The following is a 23204-nucleotide window of genomic DNA, read 5'->3' as shown; positions in this document are numbered from 1 at the left end:
CTCGCGATGACAGGGATTCGGTGGATAGCTTGGTGTCCCGCGATGACGGGAAAAAGGGTGTGGTGACTTTGGTGCGTCATTGCGAGCGAAGCGCGGCAATCCATGGATCGCTTCGTGCCTCGCGATGACGGGGATGGAGTGGATCGCTTCGTGCCTCGTGATGACAGGGATACGGTGGATCGCTTCGTGCCTCGCGATGACGGGGATACGGTGGATCGCTTCGTGCCTCGCGATGACGGGGATGGAGTGGATCGCTTCGTGCCTCGCAATGACTGGGACAGGTGGCGGGTTTTGTGTAGATGATTATTCGTTGTTGTTCATTTTTCGAACGAACATGCGGAGAATGAAGACGCCCATCAGCAAGGTGATCACGATCACGGTCAAGCTCATCAGTCCGTAGTCGGTAGAAAAAAGGTCAGTGAGGAGTTTCATCGAATGGGACTCGGTGGATTGCGGGGTTTGACTTTGCGCCAGAGAGGCTTGTGAGGGCCTGATGAAGATCAAAATACCGTGACAAAGGCGTGTTTCAATCAGGTCCAAATTTCGTTTGAGTTGGGATGCCATCGCCATACCCGCAAAATGCATGCGAAACGCTTTGACAACCATGGCTTTGGCCACCGGTGAGTCAGGTTGACGTCGATCATTTGAGAAATTCACCATGTCTAACAACCACACGCCCACCAGTCATTTCGGCACCCCAAGCGCCCCCGCCGTGTTGTCCAGCACCTTGCCCACGGCGGCTGATTTTGTTTGGCCGTTGTCTGCACGGATTTTTTTGCTGTTGGGGGCACTCAGCGCGGGTGCCAGTGTGGTGTTCGGTGCGGCGTTTGCGCACCTGCCTGTGTTTGCGGGCCTTGTGCCGACGGCGGTGCAAACGGCATTGAGCCAGCAGCAATTTCACGCGCTGGGTTTGTTGCTGGTGGGGTTGGCGATTCGGGTCAGCGGGGCTTCACGGTACTTGTTGGCGGCCGGTTGGCTGATGGGGATCGGCTTGGTTTTGTTCAGCTTTAACTTGTATGCGCGCCACGTGTTTGGCTTGGATGCGCTGCGTGGCCTGGTGCCATGGGGCGGGGTGGCTTGGATCTTGGCTTGGCTCAGTCTGGCTTGGGGTGTTGCCGCAAAACAGCGCTAAAAAAACAACTCAGTGATCAAAAAGGTTTTTCCTATCGAATCAATAGCCACATTTCATCGGTGTAAACCCTAGGAGGCATTATGATTGTGACCAATGAGTTTTCTCATTTTGATAGTTTTTTTAAACAAACCTCAGTAAATCACCATGCCTTCTTTGATCAACACCCAAGTCCAGCCTTTCAAAACCCAAGCTTTCCACAATGGCAAGTTTGTGCAGGTCTCCAACGAAACCCTCAAGGGTGAGTGGTCCGTGCTGATTTTCATGCCCGCCGCCTTCACCTTCAACTGCCCCACCGAAATCGAAGACGCGGCGGACAACTACGCGGCTTTTCAATCGGCCGGTGCCGAGGTCTACATCGTGACCACCGACACGCACTTCTCGCACAAAGTCTGGCACGAGACATCGCCTGCCGTGGGCAAGGCCAAGTTCCCCTTGGTCGGCGACCCCACACACACCCTGACACGCGCTTTTGGCGTGCACATTGAAGAAGAAGGCCTGGCCTTGCGCGGCACCTTCATCATCAACCCCGAAGGCATGATCAAGACCGCCGAAGTGCACTCCAATGAAATCGCACGCGACGTGTCCGAGACCCTGCGCAAGCTCAAAGCCGCTCAGTACACCGCCGCCAACCCCGGCCAAGTCTGCCCCGCCAAGTGGAAAGAAGGCGCCAAGACTTTGGCCCCTTCCATCGACCTCGTCGGCAAGATCTGATGTCACCGCGTCATCGCGAGCGAAGCGTGGCGATCAACGCGTCATCGCGAGCAAAGCTCGGCGATCCATGGTCACCACGTCATCGCGAGTCAAGCGTGGCGAGCTATGGATTGCTTCACTGCGTTCGCAATGACAGACGAGTGATTGCTTTACTGCGTTCGCAATGACGGACGAGTACCTTGCATTGCAGGGCGTGAGGTCAGCGCACCCAGGCCAACTGCCGTCACCACGTCATCGCGAGCGCAGCTTGGCGATACACGGTCACCGCGTCATCGCGAGCGAAGCGTGGCGATCTATGGATTGCTTCACTGCGTTCGCAATGACAAGCTTTTTCCCCGGCCTGCGCTTTGGCGTGCGGGTCTGGCTTGACTTCACCCTGAAAACCGGAGATCACCGTGCTTGACGACACCCTCAAAGCCCAATTGCAGCAATACCTGGCCTTGCTGCGCCAGCCGATTCGTTTGATCGCTTCGCTGGACGACAGCGAGACCGGCGCCGAGATGAAGAGTCTGCTGGAAACCATTGAGGGCCTGTCTGACAAAGTCACTATGGACACCTCGGGCAAGGATGCCCGCAAGCCGTCTTTTGTGGTGGCGCGAGACGGTCAAACGCAAGGGGTGCGCTTTGCGGGTTTGCCTTTGGGCCACGAGTTCACCTCGCTGGTCTTGGCCTTGCTGTGGACCGGCGGCCACCCGCCCAAGGTCGAGGCGGATGTGATCGACAGCATCAAGGCACTGGACGGCGACTTCAACTTCGAGGTCTACATGTCGCTCAGTTGCCACAACTGCCCCGACGTGGTGCAGGCGCTGTCGCTCATGGCCATCGTGAATCCCAAGGTCAAGACGGTTGTGATCGAAGGCGGTGCCTTCCAGGCCGAAGTGGCGGCGCGCGACATCATGGCCGTGCCCATGGTGTTCCTCAATGGTTTGGTGTTTGGCTCGGGCCACATGACGGTCGAAGAAATCGTGGCCAAACTTGACACCCATGCCGCTGGTCGCGATGCGGCCAAGCTCAGCGCCAAGGACCCGTTTGACGTGTTGGTCGTGGGCGGTGGCCCGGCCGGTGCAGCCGCTGCCGTTTACGCCGCCCGCAAAGGCATCCGCGTGGGTGTGGCCGCTGAGCGTTTTGGTGGCCAGACCAATGACACCATGGCCATCGAAAACTACATCTCGGTGCTGGAGACCGACGGCCCCAAGTTTGCGGCGGCTTTAGAAGCCCAGGTGCGCCACTACGAGGTGGACATCATGAATTTGCAGCGTGCCGACAAAATCATCCCCGCCAGCCAGCCCGGCGGCCTGATCCAAGTGGAGATGGCCAACGGTGCCAGCCTCAAGGCCCGCTCGGTGATCTTGTCCACCGGTGCCCGCTGGCGCAACGTGAACCTGCCCGGTGAAGCCGAGTACAAGAACAAAGGCGTGGCGTATTGCCCTCACTGCGACGGCCCGCTGTTCAAGGGCAAGCGCACGGCTGTGATTGGTGGCGGCAATTCTGGCATCGAAGCGGCGATCGATCTGGCCGGCATCGTGGCCCACGTCACGGTGTTCGAATTTGCCGACCAGCTCAAGGCCGACGCGGTCTTGGTGTCCAAGCTCAAGAGCTTGCCCAACGTCACCATCCACACCCAGGCCCAGACCACCGAAATCACCGGTGCGGACGGCAAGGTCAACGGCATCCGCTACAAGGACCGCACCACGGGTGATGACCACTGGGTGGAGCTCGAAGGCGTGTTCGTGCAAATCGGCTTGGTGCCCAACACCGAGTTCCTCAAAGGCAGCTTGGAGTTGAGCAAATTTGGTGAGATCGTGGTGGACGCCAAGGGCCACACCAATGTGCCCGGTGTGTTCGCGGCGGGCGATTGCACCACCGTGCCTTACAAGCAGATCGTGATCGCCGCAGGCGAGGGGGCCAAAGCCGCCTTGAGCGCTTTCGACCACCTGATCCGCATGCCCGCCGTGCCCGAGACTTTGGACCTTGTTGAGGTCGTCTGACACCCATGCAAGCTGATGTGCCCCCTCAAAGGCGTGGCGCTTAATCCGGGCCCCAAAGCCCGCTCAGCTCCCAAAGCCCACCCAGCCCCTTGCTTGCCAGCAAGGGGCTTTTTGTGGCTCAACGACAGTCTTTGCAATCGCCGTAGAGCGTCAATTCGTGGTCTTTCACGGTGAAGCCGTCTGGGGCCAGGCCAGACAAATCACCCGGGCAGGCATGCACGTCAAAGACTTTCTGGCATTGCAGGCATTGGAAGTGGTGGTGGTGCGCGTGGCCCGCCTCAAGCCTGTATTTAAGACCCACAAACCCACATTTGTGGCAAACTGTGTCTTTCATTACTGACGAACTGGAGCCTGACATGAGCCGCCTGACCATTGATGTCTCAGACCAGCAGCACCAGGCCCTGAAGGCCTTGGCTGCTCTGGAGGGCAAGAGCATCAAGCAGTACACCTTGGAGCGTCTTTTCCCCTCGGATGAGCAGCAGGCCATGCAGACCTTGAAGTCGCTGCTTCAACACCGTCTGGCAAGTTCTCAAGTAGGTGATGTTTCGGCATTGAGCGCCACAGAAATTGCCGAGGAGACGCTGCGCGAACGGGGTGCTGTGTGAGCCGCCCTTTTGTGTATGTGCGCGAAGCAGAGGCTGAACTTCGCGAGATTGAGCGCTCCACCGTCCGGCAGTGGGGCGCAGGTCAGGCTCAAGCTCACGGCTGTTTGATGGATGAGGCGGCTGTTTGACGGATCTTGCGCTGGGCCAAGGTGTATTCAAAGAGTGGAGTGAGGTTTTGCCCGGCTTGCGTGTCAAGGCTGCAGGCAGTCACTTTGTGTTTTGCGTTTTGCGGACTGGCCAAGCGGCTTTGGTGTTGGCCGTGTTGCATGAGCGCATGGACCTGATGACTCGGATTCGCGCACGGCTGTTGTAGCCAAGTAATCTTGGCTCTCGAGGCAGCGCTTGAGCGTGGCCTTACCTGAAACCCACCCGGTCCAGCATTTGCTGCACCTTGATCTGGTTCATGCCCACGGCGCTGATCGGGATCAGCTCGCTTTTGAAGCTGCCGCCGGTCATGGCTTTGAGGGCTGGGTTGTCAAAGTTCACGCCCTGGGCGGCTGGCCACTCGTTGTTGCCGTTGGCAAAGTGGTTTTGTGCGGCGGGGCTGGCCAGGTACTCCAAAAACTTGACGGCGTTGTCGCTGTTCTTGGCATGGCGTGCCACTGCGCCGCCGGCCACGTTCATGTGGGTGCCCCAGCTCGATTGGTTGGGAAAGACCACGCCGACTTTTTCGGCCACCGCACGGTCCTCGGGCTTGCTCGAACGCATCAGGCGCGCCAAATAGTAAGAGTTGGTCACGGCCACGCCGCATTCACCCGAGGCCACACCCCGGATCTGGTCGGTGTCGCCCCCCTTGGGGCTGCGGGCCATGTTGTCGACCAAGCTCTTGGCCCAGGTTTCGGTTTTTTGCGGACCCAGGTGCTCGGTCAAAGCCCCAAAAAGACTCAGGTTGTAAGGGTGTGAGCCGCTGCGAACGCACAAGCTGCCTTTGAACTTGGGGTCGGCCAGTTTTTCATAGCTGTCCACATCGGTTTTGTTGAACTTGACCTTGTCATAGACCATCACGCGAGCGCGTTTGGACAGGCCAAACCAAGCCGTGCCGCCATTGTCAGCAGGTTTGGCGCGCAAGTTGACCGGGATCGCGTCTTCAAGCAATTTGGATTTGATGGGCAGAAACAGACCATCGACCTCGGCGCGCCAAAGCCGCGCGGCGTCCACCAGCAAAATCACATCAGCGGGAGATGCTGCGCCTTCGGCCTTGAGGCGGGCGAGAATACCGGCATCGTCGGCATCCACCCTGTTGATCTTGATGCCGGTGGCCTTGGTGAATTCGCTGTACATCACCTCGTCGCTGGGGTAGTGGCGGGCGGAATAGATGTTCAGCACTTTGTCTTGTGCCATGGCCGTTGTGGCGGTCATGAGGCATGCCAAACTTAAGAGTGTGCGAGAGAAGTTCATGCTTGAGGTCTAGGTTGGGTGGATGATGTTGTGATTTTAAAGTAAATGCGAATCATTATCAATAAGATTTGAGGAAAACATGTATTTAGCAAGGACATTGGGCGTTGGCTTGGGGGCCAGGTCTGTGCGCTGGTTGCAGCGGGGCGGCTTGGCCTTGAGCCTGCTGGTGTTGGCGGCATGCACCAGTTTGCAATCCACCAAGCCACCAGAGCCGGTGTCAAGCCCCACCGCCGAGCGGCGCGAGCTCAGGCTCGGGCTGGCGTTGGGCGGCGGTGCGGTGCGGGGTTTTGCCCATGTGGGTGTCATCCAGGTGCTGGAGGAGGCCGGGCTCAGACCCAGCCATTTGGCGGGCACATCGGCCGGCAGTTTGGTGGCGGCTTTTTACGCCAGTGGCAAAACCCCGGCCGAGTTGGTGCGCGTGGCCGAGACCATGCAAGAGGGCGAGATCACCGACTGGATGCTGCCGATCTTGAACCGAGGCGCTTTGCGCGGCCAAGCCCTGGCTCGGTACGTGAATGGCCAAGTGGGCAATAAAACATTGGAGCAGATGGCAATACCGCTGGGCATTGTGGCCACCGATTTGGGCAGCGGTCGGGCTATCACTTTCCGGCGCGGCAACACGGGTGAGGCGGTGCGTGCGTCGAGTGCGGTGCCTGCGGTGTTTCAGCCCGTGCGCATAGGTGAGCGTGAGTATGTGGACGGCGGTTTGGTCTCTCCGGTGCCAGTGCGTCAAACGCGCGAGATGGGGGCCAACTTTGTGATTGCGGTGGACATTTCAAGCGACCCAGAGGGCAACCCGTTTGGAGACACCTTTCAGATTTTGATGCAGACCTTTGCCATCATGGGCCAAAGCATCAACGCCTTGGCTCTGAAAGAGGCCGATCTGGTGGTTCGGCCTGCTTTGACGGGCGTCAAAAGCGCTGATTTCAGTGCCCGCTTGCGGGCGATTGAGGCAGGTCGCGCTGCCATGCGGGCCTCGCTGCCCGCTTTGATGGCGCGTCTGGCGCAGTTTGAAGAGGGGCGTTGAGCCTCCCCGCGAACCGCTGCGCCCTGCGCGTTCTGGAGCGCGCCTCAGGCTTGGGATGAGACGCTGGCCGGGATGGCCGAAATCAAGGTCGGAAAGCGGAAAAGCGTTGAGCCTTGCGCGCTGGCGACTTCACAGGGCCAGGCCAATCGTTGCTCAAGCACAGACGAAAAAAGGGCTGATCTTGCGACCAGCCCTTGAAGGGATCCCTGTTTCCCAGGCGAAATTCAAAGAGATCCGAGGAGACAACTTGCACCAGCAGCAGGCCCAATTGACGGCCAAGGCCTGCCGACAAAATCAGACAAAATCACTTCTTTTTGGTGGCCTTGGGGGCGACAGACTGGCTTACCGAGGCCATATTGGACTCGGCCATCTCGGTGGCTTGTTTGACCGCTTTTTGCACGGACTCAAAAGCATTTGTGGCAGCGCTGACAGCGCCTTTCATCATCGCCACGGCTTGCTCGGAACCGGCAGGCGCGTTTTGAGCGGCGCTGTCCACCAAGTTGGCAAACTGCTTTTGCGCGAGAGCGGCTTGGGACTCCAGGGCTTTGGTGAATTCGCCGTTGGTGCCAGCAGCGATGTCGTACAGGTGGCGGCTGTAAGCGGCGGTTTTTTCGGCCAATGGCTGAAACAAATTGGCTTGCATGGCCAGCAACTCTTGGGCGTCTTTCACGCTCAGAGCGGCTTGGGTGTTGTTGGCCGACTCGTCCAGGGCGGTCTTGGCCACGCTCATGTTCAGTTCCACCATTTTTTCCACGCCTTCGAAGGCTTTGGCGGTCAGGCCAAACAGGGTTTCCACGTTGGCTTTGTGCGAAGCGACGATTTGTTCGGGTGTCATCATGAGGGGCTCCAGATAAAAAGTTGGGTTTCAATAAGACTGCGCCGAAACTGGCCGGGGCCGTACAACTTTGTTGCAGTGCAGCATGGTTTGGATTTTAGGGGAGCTTGCCGACATTGCAAGCACATGGACCCGATTTCGGCTCAGTTTAGAGAGGGTTTTCTAGAATGCCTTTGTTCCAGATCAAACCATGCATGCCTACTACGCCGACCACTTTGTCCTGCCTTTGCCTGAAGGGCACCGCTTTCCGATGCGCAAGTACAGCCGACTGCGCGACCGGCTCACGCAAGAGCTGAGTGGCGTTCTCATGCGCGAAGCGCCGTCGGCCAGCGATGGCGAGCTGGCGCTGGTGCACACGCCCGCCTACATCCAGGGCGTGAGCATGGGGACTTTGGAGCCGGCCTTGCAACGCGAGATTGGCTTTCCTTGGAGTCCGGCCATGGCCGAGCGGGCGCGCCGTTCGGTGGGTGCCACGGTGGCCGCTGCCCGCGATGCCCTGGCCCAAGGTGTGGCGGGCAACCTGGCAGGCGGCACGCACCATGCCTATGCCCACAAAGGCGGGGGCTTTTGTGTGTTCAACGACATCGCCGTCACGGCCCGCCTGATGCAGGCCGAGGCCTGGCGGCACCACCGCCAGCAGCTGAAAGTGGCGGTGATTGACCTGGACGTGCACCAAGGCAATGGCACGGCGCATGTGTTTGCCACCGACCCCAGCGTGTTCACCCTGTCGCTGCATGGCGAGAAGAATTTCCCCTTTCGCAAAGAGGCCAGCGACCTGGACGTGGGCCTGCCCGATGGCTGCACCGACGAGCCTTATCTGGCTGCTTTGCACCAGGCTTTGCAATCGCTGCAAGACCGCTTCGATCCGCAGCTGGTCATTTACCTGGCCGGGGCTGACCCGCACGAGGGGGATCGCTTGGGGCGGCTCAAGTTGACCATGGACGGCCTGCAAGCGCGCGACCGGGTGGTGATGGACTGGGCCTGGCAACGCAAGCTGCCGGTGGTGCTGTGCATGGGCGGCGGCTATGGCCACGACATCGAGACCACGGTGCAGGTGCAAATGCAGACCTGGGATGTGGCCTTGGGCTACTGGCAGCTGTGGCAAGGCTGGCACAATCGCCAGCGATGAACACCCCTGCAACCCTCCCTGCAACCCTCCCTGCAACGGCCCCTGCAAGCGCCCCGGCAACAGTCCCAGCCAAAGCGCAGCCTGAGGCCCGCAGCCGCTACAAAGCCTTTCGCGCCATCAGCACCCGCTGGATGGACAACGACGTGTATGGCCATGTGAACAACGTCGTTTATTACAGCTGGTTTGACACCGCCGTGAACGCCACCCTGATCGAGCAAGGCGTGCTGGACATCCACACCGGCAGCACCATCGGCCTGGTGGTGGAAACCCAGTGCTTTTACTTCGCGCCGCTGGCCTTTCCCCAAACCATAGACGCGGGCATCCGCGTGGCCAAGCTGGGCACTTCCAGCGTGCGCTACGAGGTCGGCCTGTTTGCCCAAGACGCCGACCTGACGGCCGCCCGGGGCCATTTTGTGCACGTATACGTGGACCGCGCAACCCGCCGCCCCGTGCCCTTGCCCACCGCACTCAAAGCATTTTTGGAGACATTGACATGAGTATTTTGGACATCGGACCCCAAGTCAGTACCCGCGTGAACGACCCGGCCAGCGTGGACGCGGCCATCTTGAGCCGTTTTTCAGCGCGCGCTTATTTGCCAAAGCCGGTGGAGCGCGCCGTGCTGCAAGAGGTGCTGGGCATTGCCGCCCGCTCACCCAGCGGCACCAACACCCAGCCCTGGAAGGTGTATGTGCTGCAAGGTGCTAAGAAAGACGAGCTGGTGGCCAAGACCTGCGCGGCGCACGACGCCATCAGCGCCAATCCGGCACTGGCCTCTGAATACGCCGAGGCCTACGACTATTACCCCGAAAAATGGGTCAGCCCCTACATCGACCGCCGCCGCGAGTGCGGTTTTGGTTTGTATGGCGTGCTGGGCATTGGCAAGGGCGACAAGGCCTTGATGCATGCGCAGCACCAGAAAAACTTCCGCTTCTTCGACGCACCCGTGGGCCTGATGTTCACCCTTGACAAGGTGATGGGCCGGGGCAGTTTGCTCGACTACGGCATGTTCTTGCAAAGCATCATGGTGGCCGCGCGCTCGCGCGGCCTGCACACCTGCCCGCAAGCGGCTTGGAATGGTTTTGCCAAAATCATCTTGCCCCATGTGGGCGCGGGTGAGAACGAAATGCTGGTCTGCGGCATGTCGCTGGGTTATGCCGATGAGGCGGCGCTGGTCAACACCTTCCAGACCACAAGAGTGCCTGCGCAAGACTTCACCCATTGGGTCGATTGAACCGCTTCTTCTAACGACAAGGGCCTGATTTGGGATTCGAAGCACTGGCGCTGCAACTGCTCAACGGCCTGAGCCACGCCACCACCTTGTTTTTGATGGCTTCCGGGCTGACGCTGATTTTTGGCGTGACCCGGATCGTCAATTTCGCACACGGCAGTTTTTTCATGCTGGGCGCGCTGTGGTCTGCGCACGCGGTGACGAACTGGTGGCCCGACATGGCGGGCAGCGCTTGGGGCTATGGCGCGGTCATCTTGATGGGCGCCTGCGTGGCCGCACTGCTCGGGGCGGTGACCGAAGTGCTGCTTTTGAAGCGCATGCGCCACGCGCCGCAGCTGTACCAACTGGTGGCCACTTTTGGCCTGACGCTGGCGCTGCACGACGCGATGCGCTGGTATTTTGGGCCGGAGGAGGTGTTCGCGCCGCGCTTTCCGGGCCTCAAAGGGGCCATACAGCTGGGCGAGTCGTATTTCCCCACGTGGCAGTTGTTCACCTTGGCGTTGGGCCCTTTGGTTTGGCTGGGCCTGCACCTCTTGCTCACGCGCACGCAGTGGGGTCAGCGGGTGAAAGCCGCCACGCAAGACCGCGAGATGCTGGCCGCGCTGGGTGTGAACCCCGCGCCCCTCATGCTCGGGGTGGTCATGCTGGGCTGCGGCTTGGCGGGTCTGGCCGGAGCGCTGCAGCTGCCGCGCGAGCCGGCGCATTTGCAGATGGATGTGAACGTGGTGGTCGAGACCTTTGTGGTGGTGGTCACAGGCGGCTTGGGCAGCATTGGCGGCGCGTTTGCAGCGGCGGTGTTGATCGGCCTGATCCATGCCTTGGGCCTGAGCTTTTTCCCGCAAGCGACTTTGGTGTTGGTGTTTTTGACCATGGCGGTCGTCCTTGTTTGGCGGCCGCAGGGACTGGCCGGGTCGGCCGCACACGGTGAGCTGCGCGAAAGCGTGCCGGTGTTTGCGCTGTGGCCGTTGGCACTCTGGGGCCGGGGCTTGTTTGTGGCGGTCTATGTGGGCTTGAGCTTGTTGGCCTGGGGGCAGGGCGACTATGGCCGCAGCCTGGCCGAAGACGTGATGGTGATGATGCTGTTTGGCCTGAGCCTGCAGTGGATGATGGCCTTGGGCGGCCTGGTCAGTTTTGGCCATGCGGCGTTTTTTGCCTTGGGTGCTTATGGCGCGGCGCTGGCGCACCTGCACTGGGGCGCGGGTTTGTTGGCCGCTTTGGCCGCGGGCATGGCGCTGGCGCTGGCCGTGGCCTTGGCCTTTGGCGCTTTGCTGGTGCGCAGCAGCGGGGTGTACCTGGCCATGCTGTCGTTGGCGTTGGCGCAAATGATTTGGGCCGGTGCCACGCAGTGGGTGGGTCTGACGGGTGGTGACAACGGCCTGATTGGCTTGCGCTTGATCGCGCCCGAATCGCGCGCTTGGGCGGATGCGGTGCTGTGCGCCTTCATGCTTTTGGCCATCGTGGGCATGGCCCGCGTGGTTCGCTCCAGCCGGGGCGGGGCTTTGCAAGCTGTGCGCGATGCGCCGCTGCGGGCCGCAGCCAGTGGTTTGCCGGTGCAGGCTTTGCGCTACCAGGTGTTTGTGGGCAGCGCCACCTTGGCGGGTTTGGCCGGGGGGCTTTGGGCCGCGTTCAAAGGCGCGGTGTTTCCGTCGGTGGCTTCGGTGGCCATGTCGGTCGATGCCTTGCTGGTGATTTTGCTGGGCGGGGTGCATCAGTTGTGGGGCTCGGCCGTGGGCAGTGCGCTCTTGGTCTGGGGCGGGGCCGAGCTGGGTCGGGGTCTCGAGTATTGGCGCGGGGTGTTGGGCTTGGTCATCATGCTCGTGATGGTGCTGGCCCCGAGTGGTGTGCTGGGTGGGCTGCAGTCCTTGTGGGTTCGGTGGCGTGCGGGTCGCAAGGGGGCATTGGCATGATGCGCGCCGCCCACGGCCCAAAATGGATCGCTTCGTGCCTCGCGATGACGCGGCCAACGTCGTTGCGAGCGAAGCGCGGCCATCCAAGGGGTTGCGCATGAGCCTTCAAACAGTTTTGCAGGTCAAAGGCCTGGCCAAGCACTTTGGCGGCGTGCGGGCGCTCGACGGCGTGGACTTTGCTGTGCCCGCAGGCCAGTGCGTGGCCCTGATCGGCCCCAACGGCGCGGGCAAGTCGACCTGTTTTGCCTGCTTGGCGGGCCAGCAAGTGCCCACGGCGGGCGAGGTGCTGTGGCAAGGCCAGTCGCTCTTGGGCAAGCCGCCCGCCGAGCGCCAAGGCCTGGGCGTGGCGCGTACCTTTCAGGTGGCGCAAACCTTTGAAGCCCTCACGGTGTTGCAAAACATCCAGCTGGTGCTGCGCGGCGCAGCGCCTTTGGCCTGGTGGGACCGGCTGGACCGCCGTCAGCCCGAACGTGCCATGCAACTGGCCACTCAAGCGGGTCTGCAGACCCAGGCGCACGCCACCGTGACCGATCTGCCTTATGGCGCGAAAAAGCGTCTGGAGCTGGCCATGGCATTGGCGGGCTTGCCCGATGCCGCGGCAGACCCGGGTGCACATTCAGCGCCGTCCTTGCTGCTGCTGGACGAACCCGCTGCAGGGCTGGCCCTGGCCGAGCGGGCCGACATGATGGCCTTGGTGCGCCAAGTGGCCTTGCAAGGCGTGACGGTGCTCTACACCGAGCACAACATGGACGCCGTGTTCGGCGTGGCCGACAGGGTGCTGGTGCTGATGCAAGGCCGCTTGGTGGCCGACGGCCTGCCCGAAGTGGTGGCGCAAGACCCGCAGGTGCGCGAACGCTACCTGGGGCTGGATTTCGATCTGAACGCCAACGTGAACGCCAAGGTGAATGCCAATGCGAAAGGCCTGCTCGATGCTCGCGGTTGAAGGACTCAACGCCTGGTATGGCCAAGCCCAAGCCTTGTTCGACCTGATTTTGTCGGTGGGCGAGGGCGAGCTGGTGGTCATTCAGGGCCTGAACGGCGCGGGCAAGTCCACGCTGCTGCAAAGCCTGATCGGCATCGGCCCCCGGGCGCAAGGCCGCATCAGCTGGCAAGGCGCGCCCATTCAGGGCTGGCCCGCGCACCGACGCGCCCAAGCAGGCTTGGGTTTTGTGGCCGAAGACCGGCGCTTGTTCACCGGCTTGTCGGTCAAGGAAAACCTGTGGATTGCTGCGCCATCGGGCGCAGGGCCCAGCGATCAGGCCACGCCTGCGCAGCGCTTTGACCGCGTGATGGCCTTGTTCCCGCAACTGCAAACCATGCTGCACCGCCCAGCCAGCCAAATGAGCGGCGGCGAGCAACAAATGCTGGCGCTGGCCCGCACCCTCATGACCGCCCCGCGCCTCTTGCTGCTCGACGAGCCTTGCGAGGGCATCGCCCCGGTGCTGGTGGTGGCCATGCGCGACGCGCTGCTGCAACTGGCCCGCGAAGGCGTGGCCATGCTGGTGGCCGAACAAAACAACATCTTGGCCCGGCATGCCCAGCGGGTGCTGGTGCTGACCAGTGGGCGCTTGCAAACTGGGGCTTGAGCCCGACCGGTTCGCAGCCCCGCATCCCTTACACTGGTTCATCAAAAAAACGGCACCAGCCGTCTGAGACAACATCCACCATGATCATCTCCAGCCTGCTCGACACCGACCTGTACAAATTCACCATGATGCAGGTCGTGCTGCACCAGTTTCCGGGTGCGCAGGTGGAGTACAAGTTCAAGTGCCGTAACCCCGGTGTGGTCTTGGCCCCATTTGTCAAAGAAATCAGGGAAGAAATTCGCTCGCTGTGCAGCCTGAGCTTCAAAGACACCGAGTTGCACTACCTGCGCTCCTTGCGTTTTGTAAAGAGTGACTTTGTCGATTTTTTGGGCTTGTTTCGTCTCAACGACAAATACATCGAGGTCACGGCGCTCGACTCGGGTGAGATCGACATCACCATCCGTGGGCCTTGGCTGCACACCATCTTGTTTGAAATTCCGGTGCTGGCCATCGTCAACGAGGTGTTCTTTCGCAACATGCAAAGAGTGCCCGACCTGATGGAGGGCCGCCGCCGACTGGACACCAAAATCGCCCAGTTGCAGGCCACTGGGCTTGAAACCCTGAAGATTGCCGACTACGGCACCCGCAGGCGCTTTTCAAGGGCCTGGCATGAAGAAGTTTTGCGCGTCTTGTCGGCCCGCTTGGGCACCGGCCCCGAGGGCCAGTTGGCAGGCACCAGCAATGTTTATTACGCCTACCTGTTGGGCTTGACACCCTTGGGCACCATGGCCCACGAGTACCTGCAAGCTTGCCAAGCACTGGGGCCGCGTTTGCGCGACAGCCAAGTGTTCGCTTTCGAGTCGTGGGCCAAAGAGTACCGGGGCGACTTGGGCATTGCGCTCAGCGATGTGTACGGTTTCAACGCCTTTTTGCGCGACTTTGATCTGTACTTTTGCAAACTGTTTGACGGTGCCCGGCACGACAGCGGCGACCCTTTCAGCTGGGCAGAACGCATGATTGCGCATTACCAACACAACCGGGTCGACCCCAAAACCAAGACACTGATCTTCAGCGATGGCCTGACCATCCCGAGCACGATTGAGCTTTTCCAGCAGTTCAGGGGGCGCTGCCAGTTGGCTTTTGGCGTGGGCACCAACTTGACCAACGACCTGGGTTATGAGCCGCTGCAAATTGTCATCAAAATGACCCGTTGCAACGGCCAGCCGGTGGCCAAGTTGTCGGACTCGCCGGGCAAAGGCATGTGCGACGACGAAAAATACCTGGCCTACTTGCGTCAGGTGTTTGAAGTCACCCCGGGCCACTGAGGGTCGGTTTCTGTCGTTAACATCGCTTGACCATTGGGCAGTGTGCTGTGATCCAGGTCCTTGAGCCCAAGCTTTACATTTTCAAAACGGTTCCCCATCATGACCCAACCTTCCATTTTGGTGGCGCGCGCCATCTTCCCCGAAGTCCTGCAGTCTTTGGCGCAGGTGTTTGAAGTCCAGAGCAACCAGGCCGATGAGGTCTGGTCTGCGGCCGAACTCACCCGCCGCATGCAAGGCAAAGTGGGCGCTTTGACCACCGGCAGCGAGCGCATCGACGCCGCCCTGTTGCAGGCCAACCCGCAGCTGCGCATCGTGGCCAACATGGCGGTGGGCTACAACAACTTTGATGTGCCCGCCATGACCGCCGCCGGTGTGCAGGCCAGCAACACGCCCGATGTGCTGACCGAGACCACGGCCGACTTTGGCTTTGCCTTGCTCATGGCCACCGCCCGCCGCGTGAGCGAGAGCGAGCATTACCTGCGCGCCGGTTTGTGGCAAAAATGGAGCTACGACATGTTCGCCGGGGCCGAGGTGCATGGCGCAACGCTGGGCATCATCGGCATGGGCCGCATCGGCCAGGGCATTGCCCGCCGCGGTGCACATGGCTTTGGCATGAACGTGATTTACCACAACCGTTCGCGCCTGAGCGCCGAGCTCGAAGCCGATTGCAAAGCCCGTTATGTGAGCAAACAAGAACTGCTGCAAAGCGCCGACCATGTTGTGCTGGTCCTGCCCTACAGCGCCCAGGCGCACCACACCATTGGCGCGGCCGAGTTGGCGCAGATGAAGCCCACCGCCACGCTGGTCAACATCGCACGCGGCGGCATTGTGGACGACGCGGCTTTGGCCAAGGCCTTGGCGGCGCGCCAAATCGCTGCGGCGGGCATCGACGTGTTCGAGGGCGAGCCCTCGGTGCACCCCGACTTGCTCAAAGTGCCCAACGTGGTGCTCACGCCCCACATTGCCAGCAGCACGGTCAAAACCCGCATGGCCATGGCCCAATTGGCGGCCGACAACCTGGTGGCTTACCTGACCCGGGGCCAGGCCCTGACGCCCCTGAACACCGTGCCCGGCCATGCCGCATGAGTGAGTGGGGGCTGATCGCTCTGCTGGCTCTGGTTGGGCTCAACCTGTGCTTGCTGATTTGGTTGCTGCGCACAAGTGCTTCGCCTGCTGGACAAGCGCAACAAACCGCAGGGCTCTTGGCTGAGCAAATCTCTGCGCAAATCTCTGCGCTCAAGGCCGATCTGACCGGATGGATGCAACAGCCGTTTGACACGCTGCATGCCCAAACCGAACGGCTCGAGCGCGAGCTGCGCACCGAAATCAACCAGTCTGGCTTGCAAGGTCGGCAAGAGGCCATGCACAAGCTCAGCTTGTTCCAGCAATCGCTGCTGCAACAAAGCGCCGAGGCCACACGCACGCAAAACCAACAAATTGACGCATTGGCCCAACAACTGGCCCTGCTGCAAAAAAGCCTGACCGACAGCCTGGCCCAGCAGGTCAACGCCTTGTCTGAGGCGAACGCACGACGCTTGAGCGAGATGCGCGGCACCATGGAAACCCAACTCTCACAGCTGCAACAAAGCAATGCCGCCAAGCTGGATGAAATGCGCCAAACCGTGGACGAAAAATTGCAAGCCACCTTGCACGCGCGCTTGGGCGAGAGCTTCAAGCAAGTGGCCGACCGGCTGGAGCAGGTGCACAAAGGCTTGGGCGAAATGCACCACTTGGCGCAGGGCGTGGGCGACCTCAAGCACCTGCTGAGCAACGTGAAAACCCGGGGCATGTTTGGCGAGGCGCAACTCGCCTCGCTGCTCGAACAAGTGCTCACGCCCGAGCAGTACGCGGTGCAAGTGGCCACCCGCCCCGGCGACAAAAACCGGGTGGACTTTGCCATTCGCTTGCCCGGGCGCTCGGACTCGGGTTTGCCCGTCTGGCTGCCGATTGATGCCAAGTTCCCCAACGAGGACTACGAGCGCTTGCTCGAAGCCCAAAGCCGTGCCGACCCGGTGCAGGCCGAACTGTGCGCCAAAGCGCTTGAAAGTCGCATCAAGCTCGAGGCCAAATCGATGGCCGAAAAATACCTGGAGCCACCCCACACCACCGATTTTGCGGTGATGTTTTTGCCCACCGAAGGCCTGTTTGCCGAAGTGCTGCGCCGCCCCGGTTTGATGGAGACCTTGCAGCGCGAGCACCGCGTCACCTTGGCCGGCCCCACCAACCTGATGGCCATGCTCAACGCCTTGCAAATGGGCTTCAGAACCTTGGCGCTCGAAAAACGCTCGAGCGAAGTTTGGCAGGTGCTGGGCGCGGTGAAAACCGAGTTTGGCAAGTTCGGCGATGTGCTGTCCAAGGTGCGCAACCAAACCCAAACCGTGCTCAACACGCTGGACCAAGCGCAGACCCGCAGCAACGCCATGGGCCGCGCCCTGCGCCAGGTCGACGCCTTGCCAGAGGCCCAAGCGCAAGCCTTCTTGCCCGGCAGCCCAGCGGAACTGGACGGCCCGGACAAGCCAGACGGCCTGAAAGCGGACGCTGCGTGACACCCGATTTGGCGCGCCTGATCGCGGGCCAGATGTTTTTGCACGCCTGCATGGCGGGCACGCGCATGGCGATTCCCTTGCTGGCCCTCAAACAGGGCTTCAGCGCCGTGGCGGTGGGGGCTTTGTTGGCCTTGTTCGCGCTGGCCCCCATGTTTTTGGCCTTGCCAGCCGGGCGCTACAGCGACCGCCGAGGCCTGCAAAAACTCATGCGCATCAGCGTGGTGCTGGCGGCCTCTGGCGTGGCCTTGTCGGCGCTGTGGCCGATTTTCCCCGTCATGTGCATCAGTGCCTTGGCCGCAGGCGGGGCCACTGGCATGGCGGTGATCGCTTTGCAGCGCCATGTGGGCCGCATGGCCAAAGACCCGGCCGCGCTCAAAGTGGCCTTCAGCTGGTTGTCTTTGGGGCCTGCCGTGTCGAACTTTGTCGGCCCGGTGTTGGCCGGCGTGCTGATCGACTTTTCGGGGCCCGAGGCCGGGCATGTGTCAGGCTACCAGTGGGCCTTTTTGTTGATGGCGGTTTTTCCGCTGTTGACTTGGTTTTGGGTGCGTCAAGTGCCCGAATTGGCGCTCTCGGCCGAACTGGCCAACGCCCCGCCTCGCCGCGCACTCGAGCTTTTGGCCGAACCCATGATGCGCCGCCTGTTGGCGGTCAACTGGCTGCTGTCTTCGTGCTGGGACGTGCACACCTTTGTGGTGCCTGTGCTGGGCCACGAACGCGGCTACAGCGCCTCCGTGGTGGGCGCCATTTTGGGAGCGTTTGCATTGGCCGCAGCTTTCATTCGGGTGTGTTTGCCCTTCATCGCGCGCTACGTCAAAGAGCACCAAATCATCACCGGCGCGATGGTGAGTAGCGCGCTGCTGTTTGCGCTTTACCCCCTCATGCCCAGCGCCTTGGCCATGGGCGTGTGCTCGGTGTTCTTGGGCTTGGTCTTGGGCATGGTGCAGCCCATGATCATGAGCACCTTGCACCAGATCACCCCGCCGCACCGGCAAGGCGAGGCGCTGGGCTTGCGCCTGATGAGCATCAACGCCTCCAGCGTGCTGATGCCCATGCTGTTTGGTGCAGCCGGGGCCGCTGTCGGGGTGGCCCCCTTGTTTTGGGTGGTGGGCGCAGCCGTGGGCGCAGGGGCCCGTGGTGCTTGGCATTTGCGACCGGGGCCAGAACCCAAAGCTCAAGACACTTTGAGTTGATAAAAATCGCAGATCGCTTGCCAGGCCTCTTCGGGTGTGTCCACATACCGAAACAACTTCAAGTCTTCTGCAGATACCGTGCCTTCTTGCACCAGCACCTGCATGTCGATCAAGCGCTTCCAAAACGCGGTGTCAAACAGCAAAATAGGCACAGGGTGGGCCTTGCGTGTCTGCACCAGGGTCATCACTTCAAACAACTCATCGAGCGTGCCAAAGCCACCCGGGAAGGCCACCAAGGCTTTGGCCCGCATCATGAAATGCATTTTGCGCAGCGCAAAGTAGTGGAACTTGAAGCTCAAATTGGGCGTGACATAGGGGTTGGGGTGTTGCTCATGTTGCAGGGTGATGTTCAGGGCCACCGACAACTCACCCGCTTCCTGCGCCCCCCGGTTGGCCGCTTCCATGATGCCCGGACCGCCGCCCGTGCAGATGAACAATTTTTCCGCTTGCGGCAAACACGAGCACGACCGCGCCACCATGTGTGCAAACACACGGGCGTTTTCGTAGTGCTCGGCGTTGCGCACCATGGCTTTGGCTCTGGCGATGACGCCCGACTGTCCGCTTTGCTGCGCGGCCAACAACTGCGCTTGGGCTGCTGCGCGGTCGACAAAGCGGGCACTGCCAAACACCACCACGGTGTGCTCTATGCCCGCTTCGGCTTGCGCCAAATCGGGCTTGAGCATTTCCAGCTGCAGGCGGATGCCCCGGGTCTCACGGCGCAGCATGAATTCCGGGTCGGCAAAGGCCAGGCGGTGCGCCTCGGGCACAAGCCCCTCAGGGCTGTCTTCGGTTTGCCAATCGGCCCTGGCATTGTCCAGGGCGGGTTCGAGCATGTTGCGTGGGACTTTCATGGGTGCATTGTGCCTTGCAGTTTGAGCCGGTATTCACCGCCGCTTGCAAGGCCCCACAGCAGCTTTGCCCGGGCATGAAAAAAGCCCCTGCTGGGGCTTTTTGTTGCAAGGCGAGCTCCGTGCCGCTTAAACGCGCTTGCGGTATTCGCCCGTGCGGGTGTCGATCTCGATTTTGTCGCCTTGGGCCACAAACAAGGGCACTGGCACTTCAAGGCCGGTCGCGATTTTGGCGGGCTTGAGCACTTTGCCCGAGGTGTCGCCCTTCACGGCAGGCTCGGTCCAAGTGATCTCGCGCACCACGCTGGTGGGCAATTCCACCGAGATGGCTTTTTCGTTGTAGAACACCACTTCGAGTTCCATGCCGTCTTCGAGGTAGTTCAAAGCGTCGCCCATGTTGGTGGCTTCGACTTCGTACTGATTGAAGTCGGTGTCCATGCAAACATACATCGGGTCGGCAAAGTAAGAGTAGGTGCAGTCTTTCTTGTCCAAGATGACCTGGTCCATCTTGTCGTCGGCGCGGAACACGACCTCGGTGCCAAAGTTGGCGATCAGGCTTTTGAGTTTCATGCGCACAGTGGACGAGCCACGACCACCCCGTTGGTATTCGGTGCGCAGAACGACCATGGGGTCTTTGCCGTGCATGATGACGTTGCCAACGCGGATTTCTTGAGCGGTTTTCATAGGGTAGGGGTCTGAAATGAAGAGGAAATGGCCATCAGCCAAGCTCACTATTCTAACCCTCAAGGGTCCTTCATCTGCCGTTCATCAGCCCCATGGCCTGCACAGCCCAACCCACGCTTGAGGCATGCCAGTCCCAGCCAGCCCTTGCTGCCCTCGTGTGCCGTTCAAGCCATTCGGTCATTTTCTCTACATCCTGAGTTTTTTTGCCTCCCCAGATTTGCTTTGCCATCCCGGGCGAAGACCCGTAATTCAGTGAAGCCAGCCGACTTCTTTGGGCGCCGTTGCAAAGCAGGCGAACTCATTCCCGAGCGAGCAGCCCCTGCGCCCAAGCCCCCAAGACAATGCCGCCCAAGGCCCACAAGATGTCAGTGTTGCCCGTGCCCAATGCCGCAATCGCCGGGCCTGGGCACACGCCACTCAGGCCCCAACCCACGCCAAAAATGGCCGAACCGATGAGGGTTTGTCGGCTCCAGTGGGCTGTTTGGTTTAAAAACTCAAGACCCAGCCAAGGCCGACTGAACCAGAGGGGAAAGACTTTGAAGGCCAGCATCGCCACGCCCGCAGCGCCGCCCATGACCAGCATCAAGCCCCAGTCCTGAAAACGCAAAAAGCCCAGCACCACATCGGGCTGCACCATGGTCGCCAGCGACAAACCAAAGCCAAATAAGGCACCAGCCATCAGGGTCACGGCGGCTTTGGGCAGGCTCAGGGTGTGTTGAGTTTGCACGTTCATGCCATGCCCCAGGCCATCAGGTTGGCGGTCATGAATGCGGTGGCCATGAAAGTCAGTACCGCAAAAAACGAAGGCCATTGCAGCGAACCCAGTCCGCAAATGCCGTGGCCCGAGGTACAGCCATTGCCCAAGCGAGCGCCGTAGCCGACCAAAAAGCCCCCCACCAACAATTGCCAAGTCGGCACATCGGTTTGAGGCAATGGGCCATCTGCCAAGGCAAAACGCCAAACCACCGCGCCAAGCACCACGCCCAAGGCGTAGACCAAGCGCCACTGGCGCGTGTTGACAAAGCGAGCTTGCTGGAAAAAAGCTTTTTTGGCCACAAAGGACCAACTGCTGGAAAAAACGGAACTCATACCGCCCACCCAACCGTTGAACACATACAGCAACGCCACGCCTGCGCCTATGCTCACCCCCCCATCAAGTAGTGCTGCCAGCCATTAGGAAAAAGTGCATCAATCAGGGGCATGGTGTGAAACTTGGTCCATAAAAAATCATTCAACACATTGGAGGGCACCGGCACGCTGTTTCGCAGTCCACAAAGCTGTTGTGCTATTGCAACTAAGACCCAAAGAGAATTGTAATAAAAGGTGTCTGTCATGCCCTGCAAAAGCTGGGCAGTGATGCTCAAACCTGGATTTTAAAATCACGTCCAAACCCTGGCAACGCCAGCAGCGCGATGGCGCTTTTTGAAAGCCAAGTTCTGCCAGCGTGCATGCAGCAAGCCCTCCAACAGCCTCGTCCGTGATTTTGAGGCTTTCAAAGAGCCTGCTGGGTGCAGCGACAGGCCACTTTGGGGCCCGATCTGATCGGCATGCAAGCGCCATTTGATGCGCACTTTCAAACTGATTGGCAAATTGTCAGAAATTTTTTTTAATAGATTTAACTTTTCAAGTTAACTTTTGTCAAATAGTTGATATAAGATATTGACAGAAGGTATTAAAGTAATACTTTGGCAATCTTAAAAAACTTTTTCATAGCGAGTTTTCTCATGACACAGACCAAGTCCATTGCGGTTATTAACAAAATCACGGGTGCGCTCGAGCTCATTTTTGTGCCATCCATGGTCCGTGTGGGAGGGGTACCAAGTCTCAAGGTGCCAGCTTCCTCTTCTTTGCAGGTGCAAGTTTTGGCCAGACCGGGCGCGACAGATGCTGCCATCAAAGTGAAGAGGGTTGGCAAAAATTTGTTCTTGCTTGATGAGGAAACAGAGTTCCTCCTTTTGGAGGACTATTTCGATACGGTTGACGCATCTTTGGATGTTTTGACCGTTGAAACGTCTGAAGGCGTTGTCAGCTATTTGATTGGTGCTGAAGGTCAGTTGGTCGCTGCTGCCGCTGAAGGGGCGGCAGCCGCCGCCTTGTTGCCTGCAGGTGGCGCAGTCGGGGCCTTGATTCCCGGTGTGGGCCCACTGGCTGGACTGGCCGCGCTTCTGGCAGCGGCGGCGGGTGGTGGTGGTGGTGGTGGTGGTGGTAATAATAATAATGATGGTGGTGGTACCCAGATTCAAGGCATCGTCGATGCTGCACAAAACAACACGGCATCCGACACCACACCTTCGAAAGCGATCTACGACTCCACAGGTGTCACTGGTGTTACGGACAGCAATTTGGCGTCTCTCAACAGTGCGCTCAACACCTTTTCTGTCAATGGCGAAGCCGTGGACACACCGGCCAAGCTTCAAGCCCTGATTGACGCGTACAACAAAATCCTTGCCGCTGCCGATGGCACGGCAGGCAACAGCCTCGAGGGCAGCCGACCCACAGCCGATGACTTCGCAAAAATTGGCGTCACTGGGGTGAGTTCTCCTGAAGAGGCCCGCTTGCTCGCCGATGTGGTGGACGGAAAAAACATCGCCGATGTGGATCGGGTAGACGAGATTCAGGCTTTGGCTAACGCCGTCAAAGCTGTTTTGGCTACCGCCCGTGGCGATGCGAATGCAGATGAACCCACCGAATTGCAACTGAAACTTATGGGCATTCAAGGTGTCACTTCGGCCAACTGGCCTGATGTGATTGCTGCCGTCAAGGATTCGGACGTTGAAGATGTAGACACTTTTGAAGAGCTGCAAGACCTCGTTCACAACCTCGATCCTGCGTTTGATGCGGTACGCAATGCGGCGCAAGACAACAACGCCACCACCCAGACCCCCAGCGTGCAAGACTATGCAAAAACAGGTGTAACGGGTGTCACTCAGGCCAATTTGGCCTCTCTCAACAGCGCGCTCAACACTGAGTTGGTGACTGGCAATCGGGTCAATTCTCAAGAGGAACTCCAGGCGCTGGTGGACGCGTACAACAAGATCTTGGCGGCGGCCGACGGCCAGGCATCGAGCGCGGCGGACGCGGGCAAACTGCCCACACAAGAGGACTACGCCAAGGTGGGCGTGCAA

Annotated in this window: 25 protein-coding genes and 1 pseudogene; 17 read left to right on the top strand and 9 right to left on the bottom strand. The window is 60.1% G+C overall.

What is annotated here, in order from left to right:
* Positions 1 to 303: 303 nt before the first annotated feature.
* The gene (locus tag ACIQ39_RS10650) at positions 304 to 432 is read right to left on the bottom strand and encodes a DUF3149 domain-containing protein (RefSeq protein ID WP_396434576.1); all 129 of its coding nucleotides are present in this window, start codon (positions 430 to 432) and stop codon (positions 304 to 306) included.
* A gap of 226 nt (positions 433 to 658) precedes the next feature.
* Here ACIQ39_RS10650 and ACIQ39_RS10645 point away from each other — a divergent pair, with 226 nt between their 5' ends.
* The 3 genes from ACIQ39_RS10645 (at position 659) to ahpF (ending at position 3831) form a co-directional block, all read left to right on the top strand.
* Complete coding sequence (locus tag ACIQ39_RS10645; RefSeq protein ID WP_396434575.1) at positions 659 to 1132, top strand: DUF423 domain-containing protein; 474 nt, start codon at positions 659 to 661, stop codon at positions 1130 to 1132.
* Positions 1133 to 1276: 144 nt separating this feature from the next.
* Positions 1277 to 1843 (top strand): alkyl hydroperoxide reductase subunit C, encoded by a 567-nt coding sequence (gene ahpC / locus ACIQ39_RS10640; protein ID WP_396434574.1) that lies wholly within the window; start codon positions 1277 to 1279, stop codon positions 1841 to 1843.
* 395 nt (positions 1844 to 2238) lie between these two features.
* A complete protein-coding gene (ahpF, locus tag ACIQ39_RS10635) occupies positions 2239 to 3831 on the top strand; it encodes an alkyl hydroperoxide reductase subunit F (protein WP_396434573.1) in 1593 nt (530 codons plus the stop codon).
* A gap of 118 nt (positions 3832 to 3949) precedes the next feature.
* On the opposite strand, the pseudogene ACIQ39_RS10630 reads toward ahpF, so the two are convergent.
* Positions 3950 to 4108: pseudogene (locus ACIQ39_RS10630) on the bottom strand (transcriptional repressor); the annotation flags it as partial.
* Positions 4109 to 4187: 79 nt separating this feature from the next.
* On the opposite strand from ACIQ39_RS10630, the gene ACIQ39_RS10625 reads away from it, so the two are divergent.
* Positions 4188 to 4436, top strand: coding sequence for an antitoxin (locus ACIQ39_RS10625; RefSeq protein ID WP_396434572.1), 249 nt, complete (start codon positions 4188 to 4190; stop codon positions 4434 to 4436).
* A 124-nt stretch (positions 4437 to 4560) separates the two neighbouring features.
* Positions 4561 to 4749, top strand: a complete 189-nt coding sequence (locus ACIQ39_RS10620; RefSeq protein WP_396434571.1) for a hypothetical protein — start codon at positions 4561 to 4563, stop codon at positions 4747 to 4749.
* Between the two features lie 41 nt (positions 4750 to 4790).
* Here the strand turns inward: ACIQ39_RS10620 and ACIQ39_RS10615 are convergent, their stop codons facing one another.
* The gene (locus ACIQ39_RS10615) at positions 4791 to 5834 is read right to left on the bottom strand and encodes an extracellular solute-binding protein (RefSeq protein WP_396434570.1); all 1044 of its coding nucleotides are present in this window, start codon (positions 5832 to 5834) and stop codon (positions 4791 to 4793) included.
* Positions 5835 to 5913: 79 nt separating this feature from the next.
* Between ACIQ39_RS10615 and ACIQ39_RS10610 the strand changes: the two genes are divergently transcribed.
* The gene (locus ACIQ39_RS10610) at positions 5914 to 6861 is read left to right on the top strand and encodes a patatin-like phospholipase family protein (protein ID WP_396434569.1); all 948 of its coding nucleotides are present in this window, start codon (positions 5914 to 5916) and stop codon (positions 6859 to 6861) included.
* Between the two features lie 304 nt (positions 6862 to 7165).
* Here ACIQ39_RS10610 and ACIQ39_RS10605 read toward each other — a convergent pair whose 3' ends face one another.
* The gene (locus ACIQ39_RS10605) at positions 7166 to 7699 is read right to left on the bottom strand and encodes a phasin family protein (protein ID WP_396434568.1); all 534 of its coding nucleotides are present in this window, start codon (positions 7697 to 7699) and stop codon (positions 7166 to 7168) included.
* A 187-nt stretch (positions 7700 to 7886) separates the two neighbouring features.
* On the opposite strand from ACIQ39_RS10605, the gene ACIQ39_RS10600 reads away from it, so the two are divergent.
* The 10 genes from ACIQ39_RS10600 (at position 7887) to ACIQ39_RS10555 (ending at position 18547) form a co-directional block, all read left to right on the top strand.
* The gene (locus ACIQ39_RS10600; protein WP_396434567.1) at positions 7887 to 8825 is read left to right on the top strand and encodes a histone deacetylase; all 939 of its coding nucleotides are present in this window, start codon (positions 7887 to 7889) and stop codon (positions 8823 to 8825) included.
* Positions 8822 to 9322 carry an acyl-CoA thioesterase gene (locus ACIQ39_RS10595; protein WP_396434566.1) on the top strand — a complete coding sequence of 167 codons (501 nt, stop codon included), beginning with the start codon at positions 8822 to 8824 and terminating at the stop codon, positions 9320 to 9322. Before ACIQ39_RS10600 ends, ACIQ39_RS10595 begins: the two co-directional genes overlap by 4 nt.
* A complete protein-coding gene (locus tag ACIQ39_RS10590) occupies positions 9319 to 10056 on the top strand; it encodes a nitroreductase (protein WP_396434565.1) in 738 nt (245 codons plus the stop codon). Before ACIQ39_RS10595 ends, ACIQ39_RS10590 begins: the two co-directional genes overlap by 4 nt.
* Positions 10057 to 10085: 29 nt before the next feature.
* Positions 10086 to 11960, top strand: coding sequence for an ABC transporter permease (locus ACIQ39_RS10585; RefSeq protein ID WP_396434564.1), 1875 nt, complete (start codon positions 10086 to 10088; stop codon positions 11958 to 11960).
* A gap of 97 nt (positions 11961 to 12057) precedes the next feature.
* Entirely contained in the window at positions 12058 to 12903 is an 846-nt protein-coding gene (locus tag ACIQ39_RS10580; protein ID WP_396434563.1) for an ABC transporter ATP-binding protein, read from the top strand.
* Complete coding sequence (locus tag ACIQ39_RS10575) at positions 12890 to 13546, top strand: ABC transporter ATP-binding protein (protein ID WP_396434562.1); 657 nt, start codon at positions 12890 to 12892, stop codon at positions 13544 to 13546. Before ACIQ39_RS10580 ends, ACIQ39_RS10575 begins: the two co-directional genes overlap by 14 nt.
* Before the next feature lie 80 nt (positions 13547 to 13626).
* Positions 13627 to 14811 carry a nicotinate phosphoribosyltransferase gene (gene pncB, locus ACIQ39_RS10570; protein WP_396434561.1) on the top strand — a complete coding sequence of 395 codons (1185 nt, stop codon included), beginning with the start codon at positions 13627 to 13629 and terminating at the stop codon, positions 14809 to 14811.
* A gap of 99 nt (positions 14812 to 14910) precedes the next feature.
* Complete coding sequence (locus ACIQ39_RS10565; RefSeq protein WP_396434560.1) at positions 14911 to 15897, top strand: 2-hydroxyacid dehydrogenase; 987 nt, start codon at positions 14911 to 14913, stop codon at positions 15895 to 15897.
* A complete protein-coding gene (locus ACIQ39_RS10560; protein ID WP_396434559.1) occupies positions 15894 to 17357 on the top strand; it encodes a DNA recombination protein RmuC in 1464 nt (487 codons plus the stop codon). The genes ACIQ39_RS10565 and ACIQ39_RS10560 overlap by 4 nt, the downstream gene beginning before the upstream one ends.
* Positions 17358 to 17389: 32 nt before the next feature.
* A complete protein-coding gene (locus ACIQ39_RS10555) occupies positions 17390 to 18547 on the top strand; it encodes an MFS transporter (RefSeq protein WP_396434577.1) in 1158 nt (385 codons plus the stop codon).
* Here ACIQ39_RS10555 and ACIQ39_RS10550 read toward each other — a convergent pair.
* The 5 genes from ACIQ39_RS10550 to ACIQ39_RS10530 form a co-directional block, all read right to left on the bottom strand.
* Positions 18529 to 19398, bottom strand: a complete 870-nt coding sequence (locus ACIQ39_RS10550; protein WP_396434558.1) for a TIGR00730 family Rossman fold protein — start codon at positions 19396 to 19398, stop codon at positions 18529 to 18531. The genes ACIQ39_RS10555 and ACIQ39_RS10550 overlap by 19 nt on opposite strands.
* Positions 19399 to 19524: 126 nt before the next feature.
* Positions 19525 to 20079, bottom strand: coding sequence for an elongation factor P (gene efp / locus ACIQ39_RS10545; RefSeq protein WP_108352155.1), 555 nt, complete (start codon positions 20077 to 20079; stop codon positions 19525 to 19527).
* A gap of 298 nt (positions 20080 to 20377) precedes the next feature.
* Positions 20378 to 20812 (bottom strand): DUF6691 family protein, encoded by a 435-nt coding sequence (locus ACIQ39_RS10540; RefSeq protein WP_396434557.1) that lies wholly within the window; start codon positions 20810 to 20812, stop codon positions 20378 to 20380.
* Positions 20809 to 21225 carry a YeeE/YedE family protein gene (locus ACIQ39_RS10535; RefSeq protein ID WP_396434556.1) on the bottom strand — a complete coding sequence of 139 codons (417 nt, stop codon included), beginning with the start codon at positions 21223 to 21225 and terminating at the stop codon, positions 20809 to 20811. The genes ACIQ39_RS10540 and ACIQ39_RS10535 overlap by 4 nt, the downstream gene beginning before the upstream one ends.
* Positions 21222 to 21443 (bottom strand): hypothetical protein, encoded by a 222-nt coding sequence (locus ACIQ39_RS10530; RefSeq protein WP_396434555.1) that lies wholly within the window; start codon positions 21441 to 21443, stop codon positions 21222 to 21224. Before ACIQ39_RS10530 ends, ACIQ39_RS10535 begins: the two co-directional genes overlap by 4 nt.
* Before the next feature lie 321 nt (positions 21444 to 21764).
* Between ACIQ39_RS10530 and ACIQ39_RS10525 the strand changes: the two genes are divergently transcribed.
* Positions 21765 to 23204, top strand: a 1440-nt coding sequence (locus ACIQ39_RS10525; RefSeq protein WP_396434554.1) for a hypothetical protein, incomplete at its 3' end; no start/stop codon positions are given.

Source organism: Limnohabitans sp. (genome assembly GCF_044361645.1).
In the GTDB taxonomy this organism is placed as follows: domain Bacteria; phylum Pseudomonadota; class Gammaproteobacteria; order Burkholderiales; family Burkholderiaceae_C; genus Limnohabitans_A.
Note: the sequence above shows the minus strand (reverse complement) of the source record. Positions and strands in the feature narration are given on the sequence as shown.